The sequence below is a fragment of the Streptomyces sp. NPDC048192 genome (assembly GCF_043202415.1).
Lineage (GTDB): Bacteria > Actinomycetota > Actinomycetes > Streptomycetales > Streptomycetaceae > Streptomyces.
In genome coordinates this window covers 72,295-97,696 of record NZ_JBIDAL010000022.1, presented here as the reverse complement: position 1 = coordinate 97,696, position 25,402 = coordinate 72,295, and the positions used below count along the sequence as shown (strand labels likewise).

Sequence of the window (25,402 nt, the reverse complement as noted above, 5' to 3'; positions counted from 1 at the left end):
CCAGGCCCCGTTGTCAGTGCCCACCCGCACAATGGATCCCGGAACGCGGAGTGTGACGGAAGGGCGGCGTGACCCATGACGGTGTGGGACGACCTCGTCGGGCAGGAGAAGGTGAGCGCGGTGCTCGACGCGGCCGCGCGGGACGCCGACGCCCTCGTCACGGCCGCCGCGGCCGACGAACCGCTGCCCGAGGCGTCGCGGATGACGCACGCCTGGCTGTTCACCGGCCCGCCCGGCGCAGGCCGGAACCAGGCGGCCAGGGCCTTCGCCGCGGCCCTGCAGTGCGTGAGCCCCGACCGCGCCCTCGGCGGCGCCCCCGGCTGCGGCTTCTGCGACGGCTGCCACACCGCGCTGCTCGGCACCCACGCGGACGTCACCTCGGTGGCGGCGGTCGGCTCGGAGATCCTGGTGAAGGACATGCGGGACACGGTCCGCAAGTCGTTCACCGCCCCGGCGAACGGCCGCTGGCAGATCATCCTGGTCGAGGACGCCGAGCGGCTGAACGAGAAGTCGGCCAACGCCGTCCTGAAGGCGGTGGAGGAGCCCGCCCCCCGCACGGTCTGGCTGCTGTGCGCGCCCTCCATCGAGGACGTCCTGCCCACGATCCGCTCCCGCTGCCGCCACCTGAACCTGCGCACGCCGTCCGTGGACGCGGTCGCCGACATGCTGATGCGGCGCGACGGCATCGAGCCGGAGGTCGCGGTGGCCGCCGCCCGCGCCACCCAGGGGCACGTCGACCGCGCCCGGCGCCTGGCCACGGACCCGGCGGCCCGCGAGCGCCGTGCGGCCGTGCTGAAGCTGCCCCTGCGGCTCGACGAGGTCGGTGCCTGCCTGAAGGCCGCCCAGGAGCTGGTCGACGCGGCCGCCGAGGACGCCAAGCAGCTCGCCGAGGAGATGGACGGCAAGGAGGCCGAGGAGCTGAAGGCGGCGCTCGGCGCGGCCCAGGGCGGCCGGCTGCCGCGGGGCACGGCGGGTGTGATGAAGGACCTCGAGGACATGCAGAAGCGCCGCAGAACGCGCACGCAGCGCGACAGCCTCGACGTCGCCCTCGGCGACCTCACCGCCTTCTACCGCGACGTCCTCGCCCTGCAGCTCGGCTCCCGCGTGGCGATCGCCAACGAGGACGCGCAGGACGCCCTGGACCGGCTGGCGCGCGGCAGCACCCCGGAGTCCACGCTCCGCCGCATCGAGGCGATCGCGGCGTGCAGAGAGGCCCTGGACCGCAACGTGGCCCCGCTGCTGGCCGTCGAGGCGATGACGATGGCGCTGCGGGCGGGCTGACCCGCACATCGGGAGGCCGGCCGGTGCGTCGCAGATGACCGGCCCGGGTTGTCCCCGGTACGAGCCGGCCATCCCCACGCGAGGACGATGGCCCTGCGGGCGGCCGCCCCCGCGGCGCCGGAGCCGGCCGGTGCCGACGTCCGGAGCCGGCCGGTGTCGACACCGGCGCCGTCACCGATGTCGGGTCGGGTTGTCCCCCGTACGAGGCGACAATCCCCACGCAGCGCATCCGGCACAACGCGGAGCGTTACGCTCGCCTGATGCACACCAGGCCATCCCTCCGCCGGACCCGGGGCACCCGCGCCCGGACGGCCCGCCTCACGGCCACCCTGTTCACGGCCGCCGCCCTGCTCCTGTCCGCCTGCTCCGCCGGTAGCTCGACCTCGGCCGGGGGGACGGTGGACGCCGCGCTGGCCGCGCTGCCGCGTGCGACACCGTCGGCGCTCTCGCCGTACTACACCCAGACACTGCGCTGGCGTGCGTGCGGTGTCCCCGGTTTCCAGTGCGCGACGATGAAGGCCCCGCTCGACTACGCCCGGCCCGGGGCGGGAGACGTCCGGCTCGCCGTGACCCGCAAGAAGGCCGACGGCAAGGGCAGACCGCTCGGCTCGCTGCTGGTCAACCCGGGCGGTCCCGGCGGCTCGGCGATCGCCTACCTGCAGAGTTACGCCGGTGTCGGCTATCCGGCCGACGTCCGCGCCCACTACGACATGGTCGCCATGGACCCGCGGGGCGTCGCCCGCAGCGAGCCCGTCGAATGCCTGGACGGCCGCCGCATGGACGCGTACGCGCAGACCGACCTGACGCCCGACAACGCGAAGGAGCGGCAGGCGCTGGTCGCGGCGGACAGGACGTTCGCCGAGAGCTGCGGGGCGCACTCGGCGCGCCTGCTGCGGCACGTCTCCACCGTCGAGGCGGCGCGGGACATGGACATCCTGCGTGCGGTGCTCGGCGATCCGAAACTGAACTACGTCGGGGCGTCGTACGGCACGTTCCTCGGGGCGACGTACGCGGGCCTGTTCCCCGGCCGGGTCGGCCGGATGGTGCTGGACGGCGCGATGGACCCCGCGCTGGACGCCCGGCGGATGAACCTGGACCAGACGGCAGGCTTCGAGACCGCGTTCCAGGCGTTCGCGAAGGACTGCGTACGGCACTCCGACTGCCCGCTCGGCACCGCCGGCACGACCCCCGCCCAGGTCGGCGACCACCTGGAGGCGTTCTTCCGGAGGCTCGACGCGCACCCCATCCCGGCGGGCGATCCGGACGGCCGCAAGCTGGGCGAGGCGCTGGCCACGACCGGGGTGATCGCGGCGATGTACGACCAGGGCACCTGGCCGCAGCTGCGCGCGGCGCTGACCTCGGCGATGAAGAGCAACGACGGCGCGGGCCTGCTCGCGCTCTCCGACAGCTACTACGAACGCGACGCCGGCGGTCACTACAGCAACCTCATGATGGCCAACGCCGCCGTGAACTGCCTGGATCTGCCGCCGGCCTTCACCGGTCCCGAGCAGGTCGAGCAGGCGCTGCCCGCCTTCGAGAAGGCGTCCCCGGTCTTCGGCGAGGTCCTGGCCTGGTCCTCGCTGAACTGCGCGTACTGGCCGGTGAAGGCCACCGGCGAGCCGCACCGCATCGAGGCGAGGGGCGCGGCGCCGATCGTGGTGGTCGGCACCACCCGCGACCCGGCGACCCCCTACCGCTGGGCCCGCTCCCTGGCCCACCAGCTGTCCTCCGGCCGCCTGCTGACCTACGTCGGCGACGGCCACACCGCCTTCGGCCGGGGCAGCGCCTGCATCGACTCGGCGATCCGCGCCTACCTGCTGCGCGGCACCCCGCCACCCGTCGGAAAGCGCTGCTCATAGCCCCGCCGCCGGCCCCGGAGCCATGCGCTCCGGGGCCGGTACGAAGCACCCCGGGAAACTGTGTAGACTTACCGACGTTGCCGATCGCACCATGGTGCGGGCAGCACGCCGCTTTAGCTCAGATGGCCAGAGCAACGCACTCGTAATGCGTAGGTCTCGGGTTCGAATCCCGAAAGCGGCTCCACTCGAACCCCAGGTCAGGTATTCGCCGACCTGGGGTTTTCTCGTGTCCTGGCCGTCGCCGGATGTGACGCTGCGCGGTCGGCGCGGTGGGGGACGAGGAGGTCGGCCGTGCCGATCGCCTCTACCGGCGATACGTCCGTGCAGCCTCATCACCCGACGACGACGAGAACGCACGCTTCGAGTTCGGCCTCGACTGCCTCCTCGACGGCATGGCCGCCCGCCTGGACCTTCCTTCCCGACCACCTCGCTGACCGCCCTTCGGCATGGGCGGCTGTCCGGCCCCCGCACCGATCGGCCCCCGCACGGACCGGGACTGGCGGGGCGGCGCTGTCACACCGTGGCCGGCCGCCGGCTCGGAGGGGTTCGTCTCATCGCGGCAAAGCGTCGCAAAAAGGATGCAAAACGGTTCGGCTCCCGAGCAACGGCCGTAGGTGAGGCAACATCTTGGTGAACGGCGGGCGCCGCGCGGTCAGGGTGCGGTGCCGCCGTCGGCCGGATGGGGTGAGGGACGTGGTGGAGCCGAGGATCGCCGTCGCCGTGGTGACCATGGGGAATCGGCCCGCCGAGGTCGACGCCCTGCTGGAGTCCGTGGCCAAGCAGGACCTCGCCCCCGCCCGCATCGTGATCGTCGGCAACGGCTGCCGGCTGCCCGAGTTCGCCCGCCGGCTCTCCCTGCCCGGCGAGATCACCACCATCGACGTCGAGGAGAACCTCGGCTGCCCGGGCGGCCGCAACGTCGCCCTCGCCCGGCTGCGGGAGTACGGCGACGTCGACGTCGTGGTCGAACTGGACGACGACGGGCTGCTCGTCGACGCCGACGTGCTGCGCCGGGTACGGGACCTGTACGCCGCCGACCCCCGCCTCGGCATCGTCGGCTTCCGCATCGCCGACGAGCACGGCGAGACCCAGCAGCGGCACGTGCCCCGCGTCGGCAACTCCGATCCGATGCGCGGCGGCTACGTCACCGGCTTCCTCGGCGGCGGACACGCCCTGAGCATGGCGTTGCTGGCCGAGACCGGGGACTGGCCCGCCGAGTTCTTCTTCGCGCACGAGGAGACCGACCTCGCCTGGCGCGCCGCCGACGCCGGCTGGAAGATCCTCTACGCACCCGAGCTGCTCCTCCAGCACCCCAAGACCTCACCGGCCCGGCACGCCATCTACTACCGCGTCAACGCCCGCAACCGCGTCTGGCTCGTCCGGCGCCGGCTGCCGTGGCCGCTCGTCCCCGTGCACCTCGGGGTGTGGACACTGCTCACGCTCGCCCGCACGCGTTCGGTGGCCGGGCTCAAGGCCTGGTTCGGCGGGTTCGTGGAAGGACTCCGGGAACCGGCGGGTGAACGCCGGCCCATGCGCTGGCGCACGGTGTGGCGGCTGACCAGGCTGGGGCGTCCGCCGGTGATCTGAGTCGGGAACGCCTGCCGGGCAGAGCGGGGCTCGCCGTTGGGACGGGGCCCAGCCGGAGAAGGGAACGGGACGCGGGGCCCCGGGCGTTCACCTCCGCCGACCGGGGCCCCTTGCGTCCCCGGACCCGGTCTGCGGCGACACTCCCCCGAGTTACGCGTCATACGCGCGCGCCGTAGATCCAGATCCGATGGAAATGATCTGATCAGGACGCGCCAACGGATCGCTAACATGTGGCCAACGGTTTGCCGTGGGCTGACGGACCCCGTGGCCGGAACTCGTCAGCGGTCTGCCGGAACGGGCCCTCGGACAGGCTGATCCCGGCCCTGTCCGGTCGGCAGACGGTGGCGCGAAACAGCCCTGTGCAGGGCGGAATTGCGTCAGTCATGCGGGTACGGGCGCGGGCTGGGCACGGGATCGTCGCGGAGCGCGGCCGGCCACGGCCGCAACGTAAAGGCAGTCGGCGTTAAGGCATTCGGCGGGAAGGCAGTGGAGCGCGAGATGCGGCGGTGCGAGCTGCGGTTCGGGCTGCTGGGGCCGCCCGTCCTGTACGACCGACCGCCGTTCGGGATCTCGTGCAACAGCTCCGACGCCCCAGCCGCCGACGCCCTTCCCGGCAAGTCCGCCTCCGCCGCCCTCGCCGCCCTGCGTCAAGCGCCCGACGACACCCTCGACAACGGCGTCCGTGCCATCGGCAGTCCCAAGGTGCGAGCCCTGCTCGCCGCGCTGTTGCTGGAACCGGGCCGGGTGGTGTCGGTGGAGTCGCTGAAGGACGCCCTGTGGGGCGGGGCGCCGCCCGTGTCCGCGCAGGCGTCCCTGCACAATCACGTCACCCGGCTGCGCCGCCTCCTGGACGACCCCGACCGGCTCAGGGCCGTACCGCCGGGGTATCTCCTGCGCGTCGACCAGGGCGAGTTGGACGTGCACGTCTTCGACGCCCGGGTCGCCGAGGCGCGTGCCGCTCATGCCGACGGGGACTGGTCCGGTGTCATACGGGCCTGTGCGGCCGCACTCGTGCTCTGGCGCGGCACCCCGCTCAGCGGGCTGCCGGCCGACCTCGGCGGTTACGCCCTGGTGCAGCGCCTCCAGGAAGCGCGCCGGCTGCTGCTGGAATGGCGTTATGACGCCGAACTCACTCTTGGCGGCGCACGGTTGGCCGGTATCGTGCCGGAACTCGCGGCGCTGGTCGCCGAGTACCCGTTGCGCGAGGCCTACCACCGTCAGCTCATGCTCGCGCTGCACCGCACCGGCCGCCAGGCCGAGGCCCTCGCCGTCCACCGCGATCTGCGCGCCCGCCTGGTCGAGGAACTCGGCGTCGAGCCCGGCCCCGCGGTCCGCGAGGCGCACGTCGAGGTGCTGCGGGGGAGCGGCGAGGGCGGTCAGCGGGCGGAGGAGGAACGCGACGGGCGGCAGGCGGGCGTCGTGCGTCAACAGAGCGGCGTCGCAGATAACTTGAGCGACGGGCAGGGGGCGGAGAGCCCGGCCGGGCGGGAGGACGGCGGCACGCCGGGCACCCGGCAGGCACCGCGACCCGCCCAACTACCTCCGCCGCCCGCACACTTCACTGGGCGCGTCGAGGTACGCCGGGCGCTGCGGCAGGCGTTGACCGAGCCGGCCGCCCCGGCTACCGCCGTCGCCGTGATCAGCGGCATGGCGGGCGTGGGCAAGAGCGCGCTCGCCCTGCACGTCGCGCATGAGCTGCGGGAACGTTTCACCGATGGGCAGTTGTACGTCAACCTGCACGGCGCCACGCCGGGCATGACCCCGCTCACCTCCGGTCAGGCGCTCACCGCGCTGCTCCGGGACCTCGGTGTCGAGCCGCGCAGCATCCCCGAACACCCCGACGCGGCGGCCGCGTTGCTGCGCTCGCTGCTCGCCCCCGCCCGTGTGCTGCTGGTACTGGACGACGCGGCGACCGCGGCCCAGGTACGGCCCCTGCTGCCGGCCGGATCCGGCTGCGCGGTGATCGTCACCAGCCGCTCGCCGCTGACCGCCCTCGACGGCGCCCGTCGCTTCCCGCTCGGCCCGCTGACCGGCGAGGACAGCGCGGCACTGCTGCGCGCGGTGAGCGGGCGCGAGGGGCTGGACGCCGGTCACGCGCTGGTGGAGCTGACCGGCCGGCTGCCGCTGGCGCTGCGTGTCGTGGCCGCCAGGCTCGCCGCCCGCCGCGCCCTCACCCCGGACGTGCTGGCGGGCCAACTCGCCGAGACCGGCGGGCGCTTGCGCCACCTCGAGTACGACGACCTGAGCGTCCGGCGGTCCCTGGCCGTCGCCCACGACGCGCTCGCCGCCGCCCAGCGCGAGGCGGACCGGGACGCGGCCCTCGCCCTGCGCCGCATCGGCGCGCTCGACCTGCCGACCTACGGCGCCCCCCTGATCGCCCGCCTCACCGGCATCGACGAACGCCGCGCCGAAGCCGCCCTGGACCGCCTGGTCGACGTCGCTCTCCTGGAGGAGACCACGTACGGCCGCTACGCCCCCCACGACCTGGTCCGCGACTTCGCCCGCGAACTGGCGGACACGGGGGAGGGGAAGGGGTGGGGGGAGCCCGAGGCCTCGATCGGCACCGGTTCCGTCGCCACGGCCGGCGCGGGGGCGGGTGCCCTACCCAGCACGGAGTCCGGAGCCGAGCCCGGCACGGAGCCCGGCACGCAGTCGCGCCCCGGCCCGTCTCCGGATCACGTCGGCCGAGCCGCGCGCACCGCCGTGGCCGGTTCCGCTGCCGCACCCGCCCCGCCCGCGATCTCCGCTCAGCAGCACGGTCCCGCTCCGGAGCACGGTCCCGTCCCCGACCACGGTTGCGCTCCCGCTCAGGAGCACCGTCCCGCCTCCGACCACGGTTGCGCTCCCGGTCACGGTCCCGCATCCGCGCCCGAGCTCACCGCTCTCCGCTGGTACGCCGCTGTCGCCGAGCGGGCGCTGGAGGCTGTCGTGGAGGCCGGGATCGATCTGGACGACCGGCGTCGGCCGACCTGTGCGCAGCCGCCGGAGCATGCGGCCGACGTGGCCGGGCTGGCCAGGTTCGAGTCGGCCGAGCAGGCCCATGGCTGGGGCGAGGTCGAGCTGGAGAACGTCGTCGCCCTGGTGTCCCGGAACGCGGATACGGCGGATCCGGTGCGGGCCGCCCACCTTTCGACGCTCGCCCGGCTGCTCTTCCCCTACGTGCAGCGCGCCGGCCGGGTGGCCGAGATGGAGGTGCTGGGACGGGCCGCGCTCGGGGCGGCGCGGCGGCTCGGGGACGCGGCGGCCGAGGCCTACGCACTGGGCGACCTGGCGGCCCTGCACTTCCTCACCGGCCGGCAGAAGGACGCCCTCGCGCTCACCGACCGGTCCCTGGAGATCTGGCGGCGGCTCGGCGTCCTCTCCAGGATCCGGCGCTCCCTGAACAACCGGGGGCTGCTGCTGGAGGGGCTCGGGCGGTACGCGGAGTCCGAGGAGGCACTGCGGCAGAGCCTCGCGTACTCGCGGCAGTTGAACGACCCGTATGGAGAGGCCGTCACCCACAGCCACCTCGGCAACCTCTACGAGCACACCGATCCGCGCGCCGCCATCGAGCAGCACCGGCTCTCCCTGGCGATCGGCAATGAGATCGGCGCCGTCATCGTGCAGCACTCGGCGCACTGCAACATCGGTTACGCCCATCTCACCCTCGGCGAACCGGTCGCAGCCGCCCGGCACTTCGAGGAGAGCCTGCGCATCCTCGGCGGCCACGGCGACTGGCACGGCGAGTCCCAGACCCGGCTCGGCCTGGTCCGTGCGCTGCGGCAGCTCGGGCAGACCGGGCGGGCCGGCCGCGAGTGCGCCGAGCTGCTGCGCCGGGCCGACGCCCGCGCCGACCGCTACATGGGCGGCCTGGCCCGGCACCAGCACGGGCTGCTGCTGAGCGCGCGGGGCCGGCGGACCGAGGCGTACGACGCCTGGCGCGCCGCGCTCGCGGCACTGGACGGCACCGATGAGCAGGCGATCGTGGCGGAATTGCGGGGCCTTCTCGCCAAGTGACCGGAGCGCTGGGCCGCGTCTCACTTGGCGTCGGCATAGCACTCGACCACCGCCGTCGTGAACGGAAAGCGCACCGGTGTGTCGCCGAAGGTCAGTCGCCCGGCGAGGTCGGCGGAGGACCGGATGGCCTGGACGACCGCGTCGGTCTCGTCGGCGGGGCAGTGCACGATCACCTCGTCGTGCTGGAAGAAGACCAGTTCGGCCTTGAGGTCCGCGCAGGCCTGGCGCAGTCCGGCGAGCATCAGCAGGGCCCAGTCGGCGGCGCTGCCCTGGACGACGAAGTTCCGCGCGAAGCGGCCGCGCGCGCGGGAGTTGGCGGAGGCGTAGCCGGGGACCCAGGGCGCCTGGCCGTCACCCTGGGGCTCGGTGTCGTCGTCGCCGACGGGGATGCCCGCCTCCTCCGCGGCGTCCTCGCCGGCGCCGGCGGCGGGCGGGCAGGTACGGCCCAGCCAGGTGCGCACGAGCCGGCCCTCCTCGCCCGCGCGGGCGGCCTCGTCGACGTACGCGACGGCCCGGGGGAAGCGGCGTCGCAGGGCGGCGAGGTTCTTCAGGCCGTCCCCCGAGGTCTGGCCGTAGATCGCGCCGAGCACGGCGAGCTTGGCCTGGTCGCGGTCGCCGGAGAAGGCACGGTCGGAGACGGACTGGTAGAGGTCGCCGTCCCGGCCGGCGACCTCCATCAGCCCGGGATCGCGGGAGATCGCGGCGAGCACGCGCGGTTCCATCTGGTCGGCGTCGGCCACCACCAGCCGCCAGCCGGGGTCGGCGACCACGGCCCGGCGGATCACCTTGGGGATCTGCAGGCCGCCTCCGCCGTTGGTCACCCAGCGCCCGGTGACCGTGCCGCCCGCGAGGAACTCGGGGCGGAAACGGCCGTCGCGCACCCAGTCCTGCAGCCAGGACCAGCCGTGCGCCACCCAGATGCGGTACAGCTTCTTGTATTCCAGCAGGGGTTCGACGGCCGGGTGGTCGACCGACCGGATCTCCCAGCGGCGGGTGGACTTCACCTTGATGCCGGCCTGGGCGAAGGCCTTGATCACATCGGCGGGCAGGTCCGGGCGCACCCGGCGGCCGAAGGCGGCGGAGATCTCGTCGGCCAGCTCGGCGAGGCGGCGCGGCTCGCCGCCGCCCGCGTACCGCTCGCCGAGCAGTTCGTGCAGCAGGCGGCGGTGGACCTCGGCGCTCCACGGCACGCCCGCGTGGTTCATCTCGGCGGCCACCAGCATCCCGGCCGACTCGGCGGCCGTCAGCAGCCGCATCCGGTCGGGGTGGGCGGTGCGCTGGTGCCGCCTGAGCTGCTCGGCGTAGACCGCGAGGAGGTCGGTCAGCGGCAGGCGGGTGCCGGTGGGCTCGAACAGCGGGGACTGGGCGCCGGGTTCGGCCGGGCGCTGGGGCGGGTCGGGCGGCACGGGGCCGCCCCGGAGGCGGGCCAGGGCGGCGGCGGCCGAGCGCGGCTCGCCGTACCGGCCCTCGTGGCCCAGCAGAAGTGTCTCGGCGTCCTCGATGTCGTAGCACCGCTCCACTCGCACCCCCGTGGCGAGCAGACGCGGGTAGACCTCGGGGGTGGACCGCCACACCCAGCGGGTCACCTCCGGGCGGCTCCGCACCGCCCCGGCGAGATCGCTCTCCCGCCGCACCGGTCCGGCGGGCAGCCCGTCCGGGCCGAGGGGGGCGATCTCCACGCCTCCGTCCTCGGCCGGTGAGAGCGCCCACCGGTCCGTCATGTCTGCGAGTGTGGCAGCCGGGTCTGACAATCGCTCTGGCCTGCGGTTTCAGGCCTCCGTCCCCCTCCGTCCCCCTCCGGTCTCACTCCCCGGAGGAGGCCGGTCCGGTCTCCTTCCCCGCCGCCGCCTTCGTCTGCTCCAGCAGCAGCGACAGCATCTTGGCGATGTGCTCCTCGGTCGCGGCCTTGGTGATGCCGAGGCCGCTGAGGACGCCCTCGCCGTTCTCCTGCTCCAGGAGCGCCAGCAGGATGTGCTCGGTGCCGATGTAGTTGTGGCCGAGCCGCAGGGCCTCGCGGAAGGTCAGTTCCAGGGCCTTCTTGGCGTCGGGGCCGTACGGGACGAGGTCCGGGGCCTCGTCCCGTACGGGCGGGAGCGCGGCGGCCGCGGCCTGCCGGACGGAGTCGAGGGGGACGCCCTGCGCGGTGATCGCCTTCGCGGCCAGGCCGTCCGGTTCGGCGAGCAGTCCGAGGACCAGGTGCTCGGGCCGGCCCTCGGTGTTACGGGCCGCCACCGCCTCGTTGTGCGCGGCGATGACCACGTTCCGCGCGCGCGGGGTGTACCGGCTGAAGTCCTCGGGGCCCAGGTCGGCGGACTCCTTGGGCACGAACCGCTTCTGTGCCGCCTGCCGGGTGACGCCCATGCTCCGGCCGATCTCCGTCCAGGACGCGCCGGAGCGCCGTGCCTGGTCCACGAAGTGGCCGATCAGGTGGTCGGCCACGTCACCGAGGTGATCGGCGGCGATCACCGCGTCCTGGAGCTGCTCCAGGGGTTCGTTGTGGGCCTTCTTGATGGCCTCGATGAGGTCGTCGAGGCGTACGGATGCCGTGATGTTCGGGTTGGTCGCCATGTGTCAACCGTAGGTTGCACCCCTGCGCCTGTCAACCGATGGTTGACATGTCGTGTCCCTTGCGGCGGTAGAGCCCGCCTTGCCGGTCCGCCGGTCACTTCGGGGCCGCGGTGAGGCGCACCGCGAGCCCGGCGAACACCGTCCCGCTGAAGTAGTCCAGACCCCTGGCCACCCGGCGGCTGCGCCGCAGCAGTGCGGCGAGCTTCCCGGAGACCAGTCCGACCGAGCCGTCCACCAGGACGCCCATCGCCGTGATGGTGAAGCCCAGGAGGAGGAACTGCTCGCGCACGTGACCGAGCGAGGGATTCACGAACTGCGGCAGGAACGAGACGTTGAAGAGGATCACCTTCGGATTGAGAAGGTTGGTGACGGCGCCCCGCCAGAACGCCCGCCGGCGCCCGTTTCCCTGTGCCGCCGCCTCCTCGACGGGGCCGCCGTCGCCCCGGAACGCCTTGACGGCGAGGAGGAGCAGATAGGCCGCCCCCGCCCAGTGCAGCGCTTCCTACAGCGCCGGCAGGGCCAGGAACAGCGCGGAGAGGCCGAGTGCCGCGGCGACCGCGTGCACGAGCATCGCGCAGGCGACCCCGACGGCGGCCGCCACCCCCGTCACGGGGCCGCCCCGGCCGCCCACCGCCACGATGAACATCATGTCGGGTCCGGGAGTGACGCAGAGCGCGAAAGCGGCGATCAGGAACGCCGCGTAGAGAGACGTGTCCACCATGCCGCCATGCTCCGCGCACGCCCACGCGCGCGTGGTGGATTTCCAGGGGCTGAGACGCGGCGCCGGCCGGGTGTTCCCGGCCGCCCAGGTGAGCCTGACGCCGGCTCAGTGCCGGTCCCGCTCCTGTTCGTACATCACCACGAGCACGCCGTGCACCGGCTGCTCCGTGCCGTCCTCCTCCGCCTCGTCCACCAGTTCGGCCAGCGTCTCGCGCAGCCGCCGGGCCCGCTCCGGGCTCAGGCGCAGATGGCGCAGGCTGAGCAGATGGTCGTCGGGGGAGCGCTCTACCTCCTGGGCGACGGCGTTCAACAGGGCCGCCCTGTCGGCCGCGCGCGGCTCGGCGATCCTCAGCCGGCGTGCGGTCCGCCGATAGTACTGCTCGGTGCCGCCCCGGACCTTGCGGGTCTGCGTGATGCGCACCAGCCCCGCCGCGTGCAGCGTCTTCAGGTGGTGCGCCACGCTGCCCTTGGCCACGCCGAGACGCACCGCCAACTGGCTGATCGTGGCGGCTTCGTGGGTCAGCGCGAAGAGCAGGCGCTGGCGCAGCGGGTGAGCGAGCGCGGCGAACTGCTCGGGCGTGGAGATGTCCAGCGCGCCGTCGGCGCCGTTCTCGGGTGGCTCGGGTCCGGTCATGCGTAAAGCGTCCAATTTCCTTGACGCTTTGGCAAGTCCGGTGCTCTACTCCTCGCTCATGACCACACCGACAGCATCTCCCGCGCCCGTCACCGACGTTCCCGCCGTCATAGAGGAGACCGCCCGGCTCGTCACCGACCACTACGTCTTCCCCGAGGTGGGGGAGCGGCTCGCGGCCCGGCTGCGCGGCCGGCTGGCCCAGGGCGCGTACGACACCGCCGACCCGGCGGAACTCGGCGCCCGCGTCACGGCCGACCTTCAGTCGGAGAACGGCGATCGGCATCTGAACCTGAAATTCCACCCCGAACCGCTGGAGGAGGGCGAGGGGTTGGCCGACCAGGCCCAGCTCCGCCGCAGGTTCACGGCCTCCCTGGGCGGAGTGCCGCGCGTGCAGCTCCTGGACGGCGGGGCCGCGGTGCTCGAACTCGCCCCGCTGCTGTTCCGCTTGGACTGGTCGGCGGAGCCTTTGTCGGCGGCGTTCACGCTGGCCACGCGCGCGTGCACGCTGATCCTGGACCTCAGGGGCACGGTCGGCGGCGATCCGGACGCGGTGGCGTTCGCGTGCAGCTACCTCCTGGACGAGCGGACCCATCTCAACACCCAGTACTTCCGGGACGGTGACCGCTACGAGCAGTCCTGGACCCTTCCCCACGTACCGGGCGCCCGTTTCGGCGGGGACAAGCCGGTGTACGTCCTCACCAGCGGCCGCACCTTCTCCGCCGGCGAGGAACTCGCCTACGACCTGCAGCAGTTGGGGCGCGCGGTGATTGTGGGCGAGACCACGCGGGGCGGCGCCCATCCGCGCGACGGCTGGGCGGTCCATCCCCACCTGGAGGCCACGGTCCCGGTCGGCCGCTCGATCAACCCCGTCACCGGCACCAACTGGGAGGGCACCGGCGTCCGCCCCGACGTCCCCTGCCCGGCCGACACAGCCCTCGACCGAGCCCTCCAACTGGCGGCCGACGCGTCGACGCCCCAGGCCTGACCGCGCGCCGCCTTCACGGCCGACATCGCTCCGGGTCCCCTGGCGGGCGCCCGCGGGGGCCGGTTTCTGCGGGTCGGTGGCCGCCGGCGTGCACCGGGGACCTGATGTGCGGACGGCCCGCGCGGGTCGGATGCTGTCGGCCCTGGCTCTTCCGCTCTGGCCCTTCTGCCCGGGCCCTTCCGGCCCTGGCCCTGCCGCCCGGGTCCTTCCCGCCCAGGCTCTTCCGCCCTGGCCCTTCCGGCCTGGCTCTTCCGACCCGGGGGCTTCCGGTCCGGGCCCTTCCAGCCTGCGCCCTTCCGACCCAGGCTCTTCCAGCCCGCGCCCTTCCGACCCCGGCCCTTCCGACCCCGGCCCTTCCAACCCCGCCCTTCCGGCCCCGCCCCCTTCATCCACAGCCTGTGGACAACGCTCGGCGTGCTGTCGGTGGGGCATGGCACGATCGACGGTGTGACCAGGACTGCCAGCACGGTCGAGAGGGCGTTTCGGGCCGCTCTCTATGACGACACCGACACCGGCCTCGACACGGGCGCCTCACTGCTCGCCGCCGACACCGCCGCGGACGCCGAACTCGCGCGCCGGGGCGAGGAGTTCGTGGCGACGGCCTGGCGGCGCGGCTGGCAGCCCGCCGATGTCGTACGACTCGTGCGGCGCGAGCTCACGGACGCGCACGTGCGCCTGGCCGCCGCGCTGATCCGCGCGCAGGCCGGGCAGGACCGCCCGCGCGGACGCCGCTGGGCCGCCCAGCTGGCGGAGCTGCCCGAGGGCCCGGCCCGCGCGCCGGACCGCTTCTCGCAGGCCACGGTCACCCTGGAGCTGTACCGCCTGCTGCTGCGGCTGCCCGCCCTGGAGCCCCTGGAGGAGGAGCCCCGCCGCGCCGCCGGCCCCGCCGCCTCCCGCATGCTCGCCCGGATCCGCGCGCTGCTCGCCAAGGCCGAGGCGACCGGGTATCCGGAGGAGGCGGAGGCGCTCAGCGCCAAGGCGCAGGAGCTGATGGCGCGGCACAGCGTCGACGAGGCGCTGCTCGCCGCCGAGGCGCCCGCTCCGGACGCGCCCGGCGCCTGCCGCATCGGCGTCGAGCCGCCGTACGAACAGGCCAAGGCGATCCTGCTCGACGCCGTGGCCGGCGCGAACAACTGCCGCGCGGTGTGGAACGAACCGCTCGGCTTCTCCACGGTCGTCGGATTCGAGGCGGACCTGGAGGCGGTCGAGCTGCTCTACACCTCGCTGCTGGTGCAGGCCACGCACGCGATGACCAGGGCGGAGGCCGCCCAGAGAGCCGGCGGGCGGAAGCGGACCAAGACGTTCCGGCAGTCGTTCCTGGCCGCCTACGCCCATCGCGTCGGCGACCGGCTCGCGGCCGCCGCCGAGACGCAGGTCAGCCAGGATCTGCTGCCGGTCCTCGCCACCAGACAGACGGCCGTGGCGCACCGGCTGGAGCGCATGTTCCCGCAGACCACCGCGACCCGGCTGCGCGGGGTGAGCGACGCGGCCGGGTGGACGGAGGGCGCCCGAGCGGCGGACCGTGCGCAGGTCAGGGCCCACCGCCGCCTGGAGTGACGGGCTCCGGCCGGGGACCGTCTCCCGCGCGGGGCCGAGGCGACGACACCTCAGGACGACACCCCGGCCTGGGGCGACGGTCCCGGTCCGGCGGCCCGGATCGTGCCCCGGCGACCGCGTGGCACTCAGTCGCCGACCTGCTGGAAAGCGGTCACGGAGGCGTTCGGGGCGCTTCCGCCGGACTGGGTGGCGACGGGGCCGTACGACCAGGGGAAGCTCCGGGACGCGGTGGTGCCGGGCAGAGTGATCTTCACGGTCTTGGCGTCCAGGGCGTTCTTGTCGCCCGCCGCCCCGCGCACGTACGAGATGGTGAAGGACGCCGAGTCGCCCTTGGCGAGCTTCAGCGTCTGGGCCTTGGCGCCCTTGAGCGCCGGCACGACCGCCTTGGTGCCGCCGGCGTCCAGGGTGATGTCCGCGAAGTGGTCCAGGGTGCACGGCTTGCTCTGGTTGGTGATGCTGACCGGCACCTCGCCCGTGTCGCCGGCCTTCGGCGCCACGCTCGCCGAGCCGATCTGCACGGACACCCCGCCGATCTCGCAGGCCGAACTGTTCTTGTTGCCGCTCTTGCTCCCACCGCCGTTGCAGGCGGTCAGCAGCAGGGCGGCGGTGAGGGCCGTGACGGTGAGCGGAATGGCGCGCATGAGGCAGGTCCCATCGAGGTTGTGACGGTGCCCCTGCATCATGGCGTCTGCCCCGCGTTCCCGTTCGCCCACCCCCGGGGAATCACCGCTTCAGGTGGAACGCCTCATTCGGCTCACGCCGGTTCACCCGGCACACGCCCTCACGCGGGGACCGCACTCGTCCCTCGGCCGCGGTCACCCCTTGGCCTTGGTCGGCAGCGCCGAAGGCAGCTTGCCGCCCTCCGCCTTGGTGTACGTCTCCTTGCCGACCGTGCCCGACCAGTTCACCGTCATGCTCTTGGCGTCGACCGAGTCGACCGTGCCGGTGCTCCGGTCCTTGTTGCCGTCGGGACAGGTCAGACGGATCGTCTGCGTCCCTTCCTGCCGGCCGGCGGACCCCTGGCACCAGGCCTTCCGGCCGGTCACGAAGAGCCCGGCCTTCTTGCCGGTGACCACCAGCGCCACGATCCTGCCGCCGCTGGTGGTGATCCAGCTGCCCTCGAGCTTGCCGGCGGCTCCGGTCGCGGTCCCGGAGCCCGCTCCCGCGGAGGCGGACGCCGTGGCGGTCGCGCTCGGCGTCGTGGAGGCGGCCGTCTTGTCGCCGCTGCCGCCTGTGCTGCAGGCGGTCAGCGCGGCGAGCGCGCCCACCAGGCCCACGGCCAGTGCCGCGGTCCGCGCCGTCGCCGAGCGGGCGGTTCCGGCGGGCCCGCCGGAACCGGCGGAGGCAGCGGGGCCGGGTGCGTCGGCCATGCCGGTCGTGCCAGTCGCAGCAGTCGCAGAAGTCACCGAAAGCTCCCAAGCGGTAGCGGTCGGCCGTCCGCGCCCGGACGGCTCGCAGCAAGCTACCAGCAGTTACCCGGAGGACCTCGGGACACGGGACAGGAATCGGTTGAGAGCGCCGTAAAGCCCGCCGCAAGCCCATCGCCCTCCGCGGCTCACCCCCACGCGTAGGAAATCACCTACGTTTGACGCGTAGGAACTTCCCTACCTATCCTCGGCCCATGACCATCACCCACGCCTCGTTCGTCACCCTCCCCGTCTTCGACCAGGACCGCGCCCTGCGCTTCTACCGGGACGTCCTCGGTTTCCAGGTCACCGCCGACCGGGACATGCCCCAGGGCCGCTGGCTCCAGTTGGCCCCCGAGGGGGCGCAGACCGTCTTCACGCTCTCCGGGCCCGGCATGGGCGGTTTCGAGCCCGGGTCCGCGCGGGGGATCATGCTGGTGACGACCGATGTCGACGCGGACTGCGCGCGGCTGGCCGCGGCCGGGATCCCCGTGCAGGGGCCGGACGACATGCCCTGGGGGCGGATGGCCTCCTTCGCGGATCCCGACGGCAACGGTCTGATGCTGCTGACGGAGAAGGAAGGCTTCTGACCGCTCCATGAACGGGACGGGTACCGCCGCCGAGGACCGCGTCTTCGCCGCGCTCGCCAACGCCACCCGCCGCGAGGTGCTGCGGCTGCTGCGCGAGCGCGGGCCGCAGCCCGTCCAGGCCCTGGCCGACCATTTCGACATGCGCCGCCCGAGTCTGTCGGAACACCTCAGGGTGCTGCGGGAGGCCGGCCTGGTCTCCGAGCAGCGCTCCGGCAGGCAGCGCATCTACCGCCTCCGGGCCGCCCCCCTCGCCGAGGTGCAGGAATGGCTGCACCCGTACGAGCGGTTCTGGCGCGACCGGCTGAAGGACCTCGGCGAGCTGCTCGACCGGCTGCCCGACGATGACCGGTCATGAGCCCCCGACCGGCAGTGAGCCACTCATGAGCACCGAACCCGGCAGTGAACAGGATGCGGACGACCTGACCACCATCCGCGTCGACCAGTTCCTCCCGCACCCGCCCGCCAAGGTCTGGCGCGCCCTGACCGACCCCCGACTGCTCGCGCAGTGGCAGATGCCCGGCGCCGAGGGCTTCCGGCTCCAGGTCGGCCACCGGTACCGGATGACCTCCGTCCCGCGTCCCAACACCCGTTTCTCCGGGGTCGTGGAGGTGCGGGTGCTTGCCTACGACATCGAGCGGATGCTGTCCGTCCGCTGGGCCGACGCCGATCCGGCCAACCCCGCGGAGTGGACCGTCACCTGGACCCTGGAACAGGAAGGGCGCGGAACGCGTCTTTTCCTGGTGCACGAAGGTTTCGATCCGGACGATCCGGCTCAGCTGATGGCGCGGAAGATCATGGACGGGGGGTGGCGGGGGCATGTCCTTCCCGCTCTGGGGCAGACGCTGGAGCAGCTCGGCTAGGCCCTGCCGGCAACGGCCCGGACGATCGGCCGCACAGGTCACGGGGCGGCTTCGGTAAAGCGGACGTCAAACCTGTAACCACGGGAACACCCGCCGTGCACGTGCATTTGCTCACGCATCTGCACGTGAACAAGGTTATGATCCGGGTCAGTTGACCACAGCATCTATGGCCACACCAGCCAGTGCACCACCGGGGAGCGACCTGTGGACCGCGACGTTGACGGCGTGTACGGGGGGTACGACGTGTACAACGGCATGGCTGCCGAGCAGCTGGTCGGAGTGGCCTGGCAGAAGAGCCGGCACAGCAACTCGCAGGGATCCTGCGTGGAGTTCGCGAGACTTCCGGGCGGCGACGTCGCCGTACGCAACTCGCGTTTCCCCGACGGTCCGGCGCTCGTCTACACGCGCGCGGAGATCGAGGCCATGCTCCTCGGCGCCAAGGACGGCGAGTTCGACCACCTGATAGCGGGGTGACGCCCGGCGGCACCCCGCTCGGGCCGTTGGCAACGATGTCAGGGTGTACGCGCGTAGACACCGCGCGTGCGTGGGTGCCGTAGCGCGTCAGCCGGCCTGCTGGAGCCGGAACAGCGCCCAGACGACCTTGCCGTGCAGCGTGCCCGCGACGGGGTGCCAGCCCCAGCTGTCGGCGAAGGAGTCGACCAGGAAGAGCCCGCGCCCGGACTCGGCGGAGAAGTCGTCCGAGTCGCGCGGCGCCGGCGTCTCGCGGCTCGGGTCGCGCACCGCGCACACCAGCCGTTCGGTCCAGCGCATCAGGTGCAGCCGTACGGACGGGGCGTGTTCGCAGCGCGCCGCATCCGGGGTGAGGCCGTGGCGCAGGGCGTTGGTGACGAGTTCCGAGACGACGAGGCATATGTCGTCGAAGCGGTCTCCCACGCCCCACTGGTCGAGAGTGCCGCGGGTGAATCTCCGGGCCTCGCGCACCGCTTCGTAACGGGCGGGCAGGGCGCAGGAGGCGGCATTGGACACGGCCGCGGGATCCAGCGGCGGAAGGCCCTGCCGTAACGGCTTGAGCATGGTCGATCCATTCGTCCCCATGCGAGGCACTCCCGGGAATTCGCGGTCGTTGCGATGCAGCGGTGGCGCGGCACCATGGTTTCGGATGCGCACACCAGATGCAAGGGCAGATGCACGTGCACGTGACCGGAATCGCCCTTCTCGTACCGCTTCTTGGTCATTTTTTCCGCCATCTTGTCGGCGGTTGCCGCCACAGGTCCTGACCTTTTCCCGACCGCACGCGTGCGGAAACGGCCCACTCTTTCCGTTTCTGTAACCGGACGAGTACAGCTCGAAGTGTTTTAGTGGCAGACTGCGAGCCCTGAGGACGGTTGGGGAGGCTGACGAAGGTGAGCGCGGGAGAGCCCGGATCGGTGGTGCGGCGGATGCTGCTCGGCTCGCAACTCAGGCGACTGCGGGAAGCACGCGGGATCACGCGCGAGGCGGCGGGCTACTCGATCCGCGCGTCCGAGTCGAAGATCAGCCGGATGGAGCTGGGCCGGGTGAGCTTCAAGACCAGGGACGTCGAGGACCTGCTGACGCTGTACGGCATCACCGACGAGAGCGAGCGCGAGTCGCTGCTGTCCCTCGCCCGGGAGGCCAACGTGGCCGGCTGGTGGCACAGTTACACCGACGTCCTGCCCAGCTGGTTCCCCACCTACGTGGGCCTGGAGGGCGCCGCCTCCCTCATCCGCGTCTACGAGGTGCAGTTCGTGCACGGCCTGCTCCAGACCGAGGACTACGCCCGCGCGGTGGTCCGGCGCGGCATGAAGGGCGCGAGCCCGGCCGACGTGGAACGCCGGGTCGCCCTGCGCCTGGAGCGGCAGAAGCACCTGTTCGCGAACAGCGCCCCCGAGTTCCACATCGTGCTCGACGAGGCCGCCCTGCGCCGCCCCTACGGCGACCGAGCCGTGATGCGCGGCCAGCTGCAGCACCTGATCGACATCTCCGAGCGGCCCAACGTACGGCTGCAGATCATGCCCTTCAGCTTCGGCGGGCACTCCGGCGAGAGCGGCGCCTTCACCATCCTCAGCTTCCCCGACGCCGATCTGTCCGACGTCGTCTACATGGAGCAGCTGACCAGCGCCCTGTACCTGGACAAGCGCGAGGACGTCGCCCAGTACGAGCAGGCCCTGAAGGAGCTCCAGCAGGACAGTCCCGGCCCCGCGGAGAGCCGGGACCTTCTCCGAGGTCTCCTTCAACTCTCTTGAAACACAAGTACGATGACGTGTGATCAGACCGTGACCGGGATCTGGCTCCGCGAGTGATTGAGGGATCACATGTCGTCCTACTTCAGCGACCTGGCCCAGCAGTACATCGACGGTGAGTGGCGACCGGGCACCGGTTCCTGGGACGTCATCGACTTCAACCCGTACGACGACGAGAAGCTGGCCTCGATCACGGTGGCCACGGTCGACGAGGTCGACCAGGCCTACCGGGCCGCCGCCCGCGCCCAGAAGAAGTGGGCCGAAACCAACCCCTACGCGCGCCGTGCGGTCTTCGAGAAGGCCCTGCGGCTGATAGAGGACCGCGAGCAGGAGATAGCCGACCTGATCATCGCGGAACTGGGCGGCACGCGCGTGAAGGCCGGTTTCGAGCTCCACCTCGCCAAGGAGTTCCTGCGCGAGTCGGTCAACCTGGCGCTGCGCCCCGAGGGCCGGATCCTGCCCTCCCCGGCCGAGGGCAAGGAGAACCGCGTCTACCGGGTGCCGGTGGGCGTCGTGGGCGTGATCAGCCCCTTCAACTTCCCGTTCCTGCTGTCGATCAAGTCGGTGGCGCCGGCTCTCGCGCTCGGCAACGCCGTGGTCCTCAAGCCGCACCAGAACACCCCGATCGCCGGCGGCACCGTGATCGCGAAGATCTTCGAGGACGCCGGGCTGCCCGGCGGCCTGCTGAACGTGGTCGTCACCGACATCGCCGAGATCGGCGACGCGTTCCTCGAGCACCCGGTGCCGAGGGTCATCTCCTTCACCGGTTCCGACAAGGTCGGCCGGCACGTGGCCACCGTCTGCGCCGCGAACTTCAAGCGCGCGGTGCTCGAACTGGGCGGCAACAGCGCGCTGGTGGCCCTGGACGACGCCGACGTCGACTACGCGGTGGACGCGGCGGTCTTCAGCCGGTTCGTGCACCAGGGCCAGGTCTGCATGGCCGCCAACCGGGTCCTGGTGGACCGCGCGGTCGCGGACGAGTTCACCGAGAAGTTCGTCGCCAAGGTCAAGTCGCTGAAGGTCGGCGACCCGCGCGACCCGCAGACCGTCATCGGCCCGGTGATCAACAGCCAGCAGGCGAACGCCGTGTCCGGCGCCGTCGAGCAGGCCCTCGCCGAGGGCGCCACGGCCCTGGTGCGGGGTGCCACGGAGGGCAACCTGGTGGCGCCCAGCGTGCTCACCGACGTCCCCGCCGGCTCCGCGCTGCTCCAGCAGGAGGTGTTCGGGCCGGTCGTCTTCCTCATCCCGTTCGACGGCGAGGAGGAGGCGCTGCGCATCGTCAACGACACGCCCTACGGCCTCAGCGGTGCCGTCCACACGGGGGACGTCGAGCGGGGCGTCGCCTTCGCCAAGCAGGTCGACACCGGCATGTTCCACGTGAACGACGGCACGGTCCACGACGAGCCGATCGTGCCGTTCGGCGGTGAGAAGCACTCCGGCGTCGGCCGCCTGAACGGCGACACGACCCTGGAGGCCTTCACCACCGTCAAGTGGATCTCCGTGCAGCACGGCCGCAGCGGCTTCCCGTTCTAGCCGCCCCCGCGGCCCGCTTGATCGCCGCCCGCGCGCCCGCCCGCGCGCCGCTCGGTCGCGGCTGCGCCTTCGCCGAGAAACCCGGCCATTAGGACAGCAGCTGACCGCAATGCCCCGTAGCGTCGTCGGTGTCAGGGGGGCAGAGGGCCCCGGCGACGGTGACGAGAGGCGGCCGGCCATGGTCAAGCACGTACCGGCGGAGGCGCAGGGCGACGAGCGCGGGGCGCTGCTCGCGTTCCTCGAGGAGCAGCGCGGCGGGATCCGCCGGGCCCTGCTCGGACTGACCGAGGAGCAGGCCCGCTCCCGCCCCAGCGCCAGTGAACTGTCGCTCGGCGGCCTGCTCAAGCATGTCGCCGAGGTGGAGCAGATGTGGATCGCGCGGGCCCGGCAGGAGCCCCCGGCCGTGCGGCGCGACGCGTCGAACTGGCACGAGAGCTTCCGGCTGGTCGGCGAGGAGACGGTCGCCTCGCAGCTGGCGTACTGGGAGCAGGTCGCCGCCGAGACGGAGAAGTTCATCCGCTCGGCGCCCAGCTTGGACGACACCTTCCCGCTGCCGCCGGACCCCTGGTTCCCGCCGGAGGGCCGGGTCTCGCTGCGCTGGGTGTGTCTGCACCTGATCCGCGAGACGGCCCGGCACGCCGGCCACGCCGACGTCATCCGGGAGTCCCTGGACGGCAGCACCGCCTTCGAGCTGGTAGCCCGGGAGCAGGGCGGCTCCTTGGGGTGAGGGCCGGGCGGGCGGCCGTACGGCATCCGTGCACGCGCGCGTGGTGCGCGAGCCGCCCGCCACGCGCGCGTGCGCGTCACCGGAGACGGCGAGGAAGGTCCCCGTGGCTCAGTGGTGGAAGCCGGTGGCCGCCGCCTTGTCGTGGGTCAGGGGGTGCGGCTGCCGGCGCAGTTCCGGCAGCAGGCGGGTCAGGTCGTCCAGGAACAGGTCGGCCAGGTCGTGGGAGAAGCCGTTGCGGCACACCACCCGCAGCACGGACAGGTCCTCCCGGTTCGCCGGGAAGGTGTACGCGGGCACCAGCCAGCCGCGCTCGCGCAGCCGCCTGGAGACGTCGAACACGTCGTACGCCGTCACGTCCGGGGCGGTGGTGAAGGCGAAGACCGGCAGCTCGTCGCCCCGGGTCAGCAGCCGGAAGTCGCCGAGCGCCTCGATCCCCCCGGCGAGCGTCGTCGCCACGCCCCGCGTGGACTGCTGCACCGCGCGGTATCCCTCGCGGCCCAGGCGCAGGAAGGTGTAGTACTGCGCGACCACCTGGGCGCCGGGCCGGGAGAAGTTGAGGGCGAAGGTCGGCATCTCGCCGCCGAGGTAGTTGACCCGGAAGACCAGCTCCTCGGGCAGCGCCTCCTTGTCCCGCCACAGCGCCCAGCCGACCCCCGGGTACACCAGGCCGTATTTGTGCCCCGAGGTGTTGATCGAGGCCACGCGAGGCAGCCGGAAGTCCCACTCCAGGTCCGGGTCGAGGAAGGGCGCCACCATGCCGCCGGACGCGCCGTCCACGTGCACGGGGACGTCGAGCCCGGTGCGCTCCTGGAGGGCGTCCAGGGCGGCGCACAGGTCGGCGATCGGCTCGTAGGAGCCGTCGAAGGTGGAGCCCAGGATGCCGACGACGCCGATGGTGTTCTCGTCGCACAGCTCCACGGCCGCCTGCGGGTCCAGATGGAAGCGGTCGCCCTCCATGGGCACCTGCCGGGCCTCCACCTCCCAGAAGTTGCAGAACTTCTCCCAGCACACCTGCACGTTGACGCCCATGACCAGGTTGGGCCGGGCGCCCGGGTAGCGGTCGGCGTTGCGCTGGGCCCAGCGCCGCTTGAGCGCCATCCCGGCGAGCATGCAGGCCTCGCTGGAGCCGGTGGTCGAACAGCCCACCGCCGACGCCGGGTCCGGCGCGTTCCACAGGTCGGCGAGCATCGCCACGCAGCGCCGCTCCAGTTCGGCGGTGCGCGGGTACTCGTCCTTGTCGATCATGTTCTTGTCCCGGCACTCTCCCATCAGCACCCCGGCCTGCGGCTCCATCCAGGTGGTGACGAACGTGGCCAGGTTCAGCCGTGAGTTGCCGTCCAGCATCAGCTCGTCGTGCACCAGCTGGTACGCCGTGGACGGGGGCATCGGCGCGTCCGGGAGCCGGTGCGTGGGCGGGGCCTCGGTCATGCCGCCGACCGGATCCGCCTCCCCGAAGAAGGGGTTGACGGACATCGTCCGCTCGTCGTGCTTCTCGGGACCTTTGTGCAGGGCCATCAACTGCCTCCAGGGGAACCGGGTCGAGGGATGTCAGCGGACTGGTGCCCCGTCCTGGCCCAGCTGCATCTGCGGACGCCCCGTCACCAGCAGCCAGGCGGGCAGGGAAGCGATGCACAGCAGGGCGAGCACGCCGGGCGAGGCGACGAGCACGGCGGCGGTGAACAGGCTCACCCAGCCCTGCCGGGTGACCGCGAGAAGCATGCCCAGGACGGCCGTGGCCACGCCCACCGCCGGATGCACGGCCGGCACGAGGGCGTGGGCGCACAGCCCCAGGGCCGCCCCCACGAAGACCGCCGGAAAGATACGGCCGCCGCGGAAGCCCGAGGCCGCGGCGACGAGCAGCGCGGCCAGCTTCACCACCGCCATCGCGGCGAACTGCCCCGCCGACCAGCCGTCCGGACGCCGGGCCAGCTCGCCGACCTCCGACAGCCCCTTGAAGAGCGTCAGAGGGCCGCCCAGGACTCCCAGAGCGGCCAGCACGACCCCGCCGGCCGGAAGCATCAGCATCGGGTGTCGCAGCCGCCGGAAGACCGCGTGGACGTACGGGAAGGCGTACACGGCGGCCATGCCGAGCAGCGCCGCCGCCGGGGCGATCACCACGGCCGCCAGCACGTCCCCCGGCCGCGGGTGGCCCATGGGCGGCAGCCGCAGGTCGAAGCTCGGGTGGGCCACCAGGGTGGTCGTCACGGCCCCGCAGGCGCCGGCGGTCAGCGGCGCGAACAGGTTGTCCCACAGCCGGCCGCGCATCGGGCGCCCGGCGAGCGCCTCGGAGATGACCAGCGCCGCCGCCACCGGTGTGCCGAACAGCGCGCCGATCGTCGCCGACTCCGCCAGCACCGGCCACAGCTCGCCCGGCGCCCGGGGCATCAGGCGCCCGCCGAGCCAGGCCGCGAGGCCGACGTTCACCGCGATGACCGGGTTCTCCGGGCCGAGACTCGGGCCGCCCGCCAGCATCAGCCCGGCCGCCACCACCAGGCCCGGCAGCACGGCCGGCGGCAGCACCGGGGCGTTCAGACCGAGGGTGGCCGGGTCGGGACCGGCGTGGCCGGGCGCCTTCCACACCACCAGCCCGACCGCCACGCCGGTCGCCACGAGCATGACGAACACCCACGCCGCCGAGAAGCGGCCCAGCCCCAGCGCGTCCGGCACCGGGCCCCACAGCACGTGCTGGAGCCGCTCCGCCGCCGCGCTCACGCCGACGAAGACCAGACTCGCGGCCACGCCCACCACCACGCCGGGCAGGATGAACGGCAGCAGGGCCCGGGCCGGCGCCGTGGGGGCGGTCGGGGGCGCCTGCGGCGCGTCGGTTTCCTGGGCCACGGGCTCACCATAAGCGGACAAAATGCCCACACTGTGTCG

23 protein-coding genes and 1 tRNA gene are annotated in these 25,402 nt (G+C 72.8%); 14 read left to right on the top strand and 10 right to left on the bottom strand.

The window, feature by feature from the left end:
- The first annotated feature begins 75 nt into the window (after positions 1–75).
- From ACGFZN_RS35485 to ACGFZN_RS35465, 5 genes are all read left to right on the top strand, one after another.
- Positions 76–1,281 carry a DNA polymerase III subunit delta' gene (locus ACGFZN_RS35485; RefSeq protein ID WP_393862577.1) on the top strand — a complete coding sequence of 402 codons (1,206 nt, stop codon included), beginning with the start codon at positions 76–78 and terminating at the stop codon, positions 1,279–1,281.
- A 260-nt stretch (positions 1,282–1,541) separates the two neighbouring features.
- Entirely contained in the window at positions 1,542–3,140 is a 1,599-nt protein-coding gene (locus tag ACGFZN_RS35480; RefSeq protein WP_393862576.1) for an alpha/beta hydrolase, read from the top strand.
- 107 nt (positions 3,141–3,247) lie between these two features.
- Positions 3,248–3,324: transfer RNA gene (locus ACGFZN_RS35475), tRNA-Thr, on the top strand.
- A 509-nt stretch (positions 3,325–3,833) separates the two neighbouring features.
- The gene (locus ACGFZN_RS35470; RefSeq protein WP_393862575.1) at positions 3,834–4,727 is read left to right on the top strand and encodes a glycosyltransferase family 2 protein; all 894 of its coding nucleotides are present in this window, start codon (positions 3,834–3,836) and stop codon (positions 4,725–4,727) included.
- A 498-nt stretch (positions 4,728–5,225) separates the two neighbouring features.
- Positions 5,226–8,723, top strand: coding sequence for a BTAD domain-containing putative transcriptional regulator (locus ACGFZN_RS35465; protein ID WP_393862574.1), 3,498 nt, complete (start codon positions 5,226–5,228; stop codon positions 8,721–8,723).
- A gap of 20 nt (positions 8,724–8,743) precedes the next feature.
- Here the strand turns inward: ACGFZN_RS35465 and ACGFZN_RS35460 are convergent, their stop codons facing one another.
- From ACGFZN_RS35460 to ACGFZN_RS35440, 5 genes are all read right to left on the bottom strand, one after another.
- Complete coding sequence (locus ACGFZN_RS35460; protein ID WP_393862573.1) at positions 8,744–10,444, bottom strand: bifunctional 3'-5' exonuclease/DNA polymerase; 1,701 nt, start codon at positions 10,442–10,444, stop codon at positions 8,744–8,746.
- Positions 10,445–10,526: 82 nt separating this feature from the next.
- Positions 10,527–11,291 carry a Clp protease N-terminal domain-containing protein gene (locus ACGFZN_RS35455; RefSeq protein WP_393862572.1) on the bottom strand — a complete coding sequence of 255 codons (765 nt, stop codon included), beginning with the start codon at positions 11,289–11,291 and terminating at the stop codon, positions 10,527–10,529.
- Between the two features lie 94 nt (positions 11,292–11,385).
- Positions 11,386–11,787 carry a LysE family translocator gene (locus tag ACGFZN_RS35450; protein ID WP_393862612.1) on the bottom strand — a complete coding sequence of 134 codons (402 nt, stop codon included), beginning with the start codon at positions 11,785–11,787 and terminating at the stop codon, positions 11,386–11,388.
- Between the two features lie 6 nt (positions 11,788–11,793).
- Positions 11,794–12,012 (bottom strand): LysE family transporter, encoded by a 219-nt coding sequence (locus tag ACGFZN_RS35445; protein WP_393862571.1) that lies wholly within the window; start codon positions 12,010–12,012, stop codon positions 11,794–11,796.
- A 105-nt stretch (positions 12,013–12,117) separates the two neighbouring features.
- Complete coding sequence (locus tag ACGFZN_RS35440) at positions 12,118–12,645, bottom strand: ArsR/SmtB family transcription factor (RefSeq protein WP_393862570.1); 528 nt, start codon at positions 12,643–12,645, stop codon at positions 12,118–12,120.
- Positions 12,646–12,703: 58 nt separating this feature from the next.
- Here ACGFZN_RS35440 and ACGFZN_RS35435 point away from each other — a divergent pair, with 58 nt between their 5' ends.
- Together ACGFZN_RS35435 and ACGFZN_RS35430 are read left to right on the top strand one after the other, a co-directional pair.
- Positions 12,704–13,630 carry a S41 family peptidase gene (locus tag ACGFZN_RS35435; RefSeq protein WP_393862569.1) on the top strand — a complete coding sequence of 309 codons (927 nt, stop codon included), beginning with the start codon at positions 12,704–12,706 and terminating at the stop codon, positions 13,628–13,630.
- A 447-nt stretch (positions 13,631–14,077) separates the two neighbouring features.
- Positions 14,078–15,187, top strand: a complete 1,110-nt coding sequence (locus tag ACGFZN_RS35430; RefSeq protein WP_393862568.1) for a DUF2786 domain-containing protein — start codon at positions 14,078–14,080, stop codon at positions 15,185–15,187.
- 125 nt (positions 15,188–15,312) lie between these two features.
- On the opposite strand, the gene ACGFZN_RS35425 is transcribed toward ACGFZN_RS35430, so the two are convergent.
- Both ACGFZN_RS35425 and ACGFZN_RS35420 read right to left on the bottom strand, forming a co-directional pair.
- A complete protein-coding gene (locus ACGFZN_RS35425; protein WP_393862567.1) occupies positions 15,313–15,828 on the bottom strand; it encodes a DUF4232 domain-containing protein in 516 nt (171 codons plus the stop codon).
- Between the two features lie 174 nt (positions 15,829–16,002).
- Entirely contained in the window at positions 16,003–16,557 is a 555-nt protein-coding gene (locus tag ACGFZN_RS35420; RefSeq protein WP_393862566.1) for a hypothetical protein, read from the bottom strand.
- 251 nt (positions 16,558–16,808) lie between these two features.
- Between ACGFZN_RS35420 and ACGFZN_RS35415 the strand changes: the two genes are divergently transcribed.
- The 4 genes from ACGFZN_RS35415 to ACGFZN_RS35400 all read left to right on the top strand — a co-directional run bounded on the left by ACGFZN_RS35415 (position 16,809) and on the right by ACGFZN_RS35400 (position 18,517).
- Positions 16,809–17,183: a VOC family protein gene (locus tag ACGFZN_RS35415; protein ID WP_393862565.1), complete on the top strand. Its 375-nt coding sequence runs from the start codon at positions 16,809–16,811 to the stop codon at positions 17,181–17,183.
- Between the two features lie 7 nt (positions 17,184–17,190).
- Positions 17,191–17,538 carry a metalloregulator ArsR/SmtB family transcription factor gene (locus ACGFZN_RS35410; protein WP_360153976.1) on the top strand — a complete coding sequence of 116 codons (348 nt, stop codon included), beginning with the start codon at positions 17,191–17,193 and terminating at the stop codon, positions 17,536–17,538.
- 25 nt (positions 17,539–17,563) lie between these two features.
- Positions 17,564–18,043 (top strand): SRPBCC domain-containing protein, encoded by a 480-nt coding sequence (locus tag ACGFZN_RS35405; RefSeq protein WP_393862564.1) that lies wholly within the window; start codon positions 17,564–17,566, stop codon positions 18,041–18,043.
- A 204-nt stretch (positions 18,044–18,247) separates the two neighbouring features.
- The gene (locus ACGFZN_RS35400) at positions 18,248–18,517 is read left to right on the top strand and encodes a DUF397 domain-containing protein (protein ID WP_393862563.1); all 270 of its coding nucleotides are present in this window, start codon (positions 18,248–18,250) and stop codon (positions 18,515–18,517) included.
- 87 nt (positions 18,518–18,604) lie between these two features.
- Here ACGFZN_RS35400 and ACGFZN_RS35395 read toward each other — a convergent pair whose 3' ends face one another.
- Positions 18,605–19,078: an ATP-binding protein gene (locus ACGFZN_RS35395; protein ID WP_393862562.1), complete on the bottom strand. Its 474-nt coding sequence runs from the start codon at positions 19,076–19,078 to the stop codon at positions 18,605–18,607.
- A 365-nt stretch (positions 19,079–19,443) separates the two neighbouring features.
- Between ACGFZN_RS35395 and ACGFZN_RS35390 the strand changes: the two genes are divergently transcribed.
- From ACGFZN_RS35390 to ACGFZN_RS35380, 3 genes are all read left to right on the top strand, one after another.
- Positions 19,444–20,268: a helix-turn-helix domain-containing protein gene (locus ACGFZN_RS35390; protein ID WP_393862611.1), complete on the top strand. Its 825-nt coding sequence runs from the start codon at positions 19,444–19,446 to the stop codon at positions 20,266–20,268.
- 69 nt (positions 20,269–20,337) lie between these two features.
- A complete protein-coding gene (locus ACGFZN_RS35385) occupies positions 20,338–21,798 on the top strand; it encodes an aldehyde dehydrogenase family protein (RefSeq protein WP_393862561.1) in 1,461 nt (486 codons plus the stop codon).
- Between the two features lie 178 nt (positions 21,799–21,976).
- The gene (locus tag ACGFZN_RS35380; protein WP_393862560.1) at positions 21,977–22,525 is read left to right on the top strand and encodes a DinB family protein; all 549 of its coding nucleotides are present in this window, start codon (positions 21,977–21,979) and stop codon (positions 22,523–22,525) included.
- 108 nt (positions 22,526–22,633) lie between these two features.
- Here ACGFZN_RS35380 and ACGFZN_RS35375 read toward each other — a convergent pair whose 3' ends face one another.
- Entirely contained in the window at positions 22,634–24,040 is a 1,407-nt protein-coding gene (locus ACGFZN_RS35375) for a glutamate decarboxylase (protein ID WP_393862559.1), read from the bottom strand.
- A 33-nt stretch (positions 24,041–24,073) separates the two neighbouring features.
- Positions 24,074–25,363, bottom strand: a complete 1,290-nt coding sequence (locus ACGFZN_RS35370) for an ion channel protein (RefSeq protein ID WP_393862558.1) — start codon at positions 25,361–25,363, stop codon at positions 24,074–24,076.
- Between the last annotated feature and the right edge of the window lie 39 nt (positions 25,364–25,402).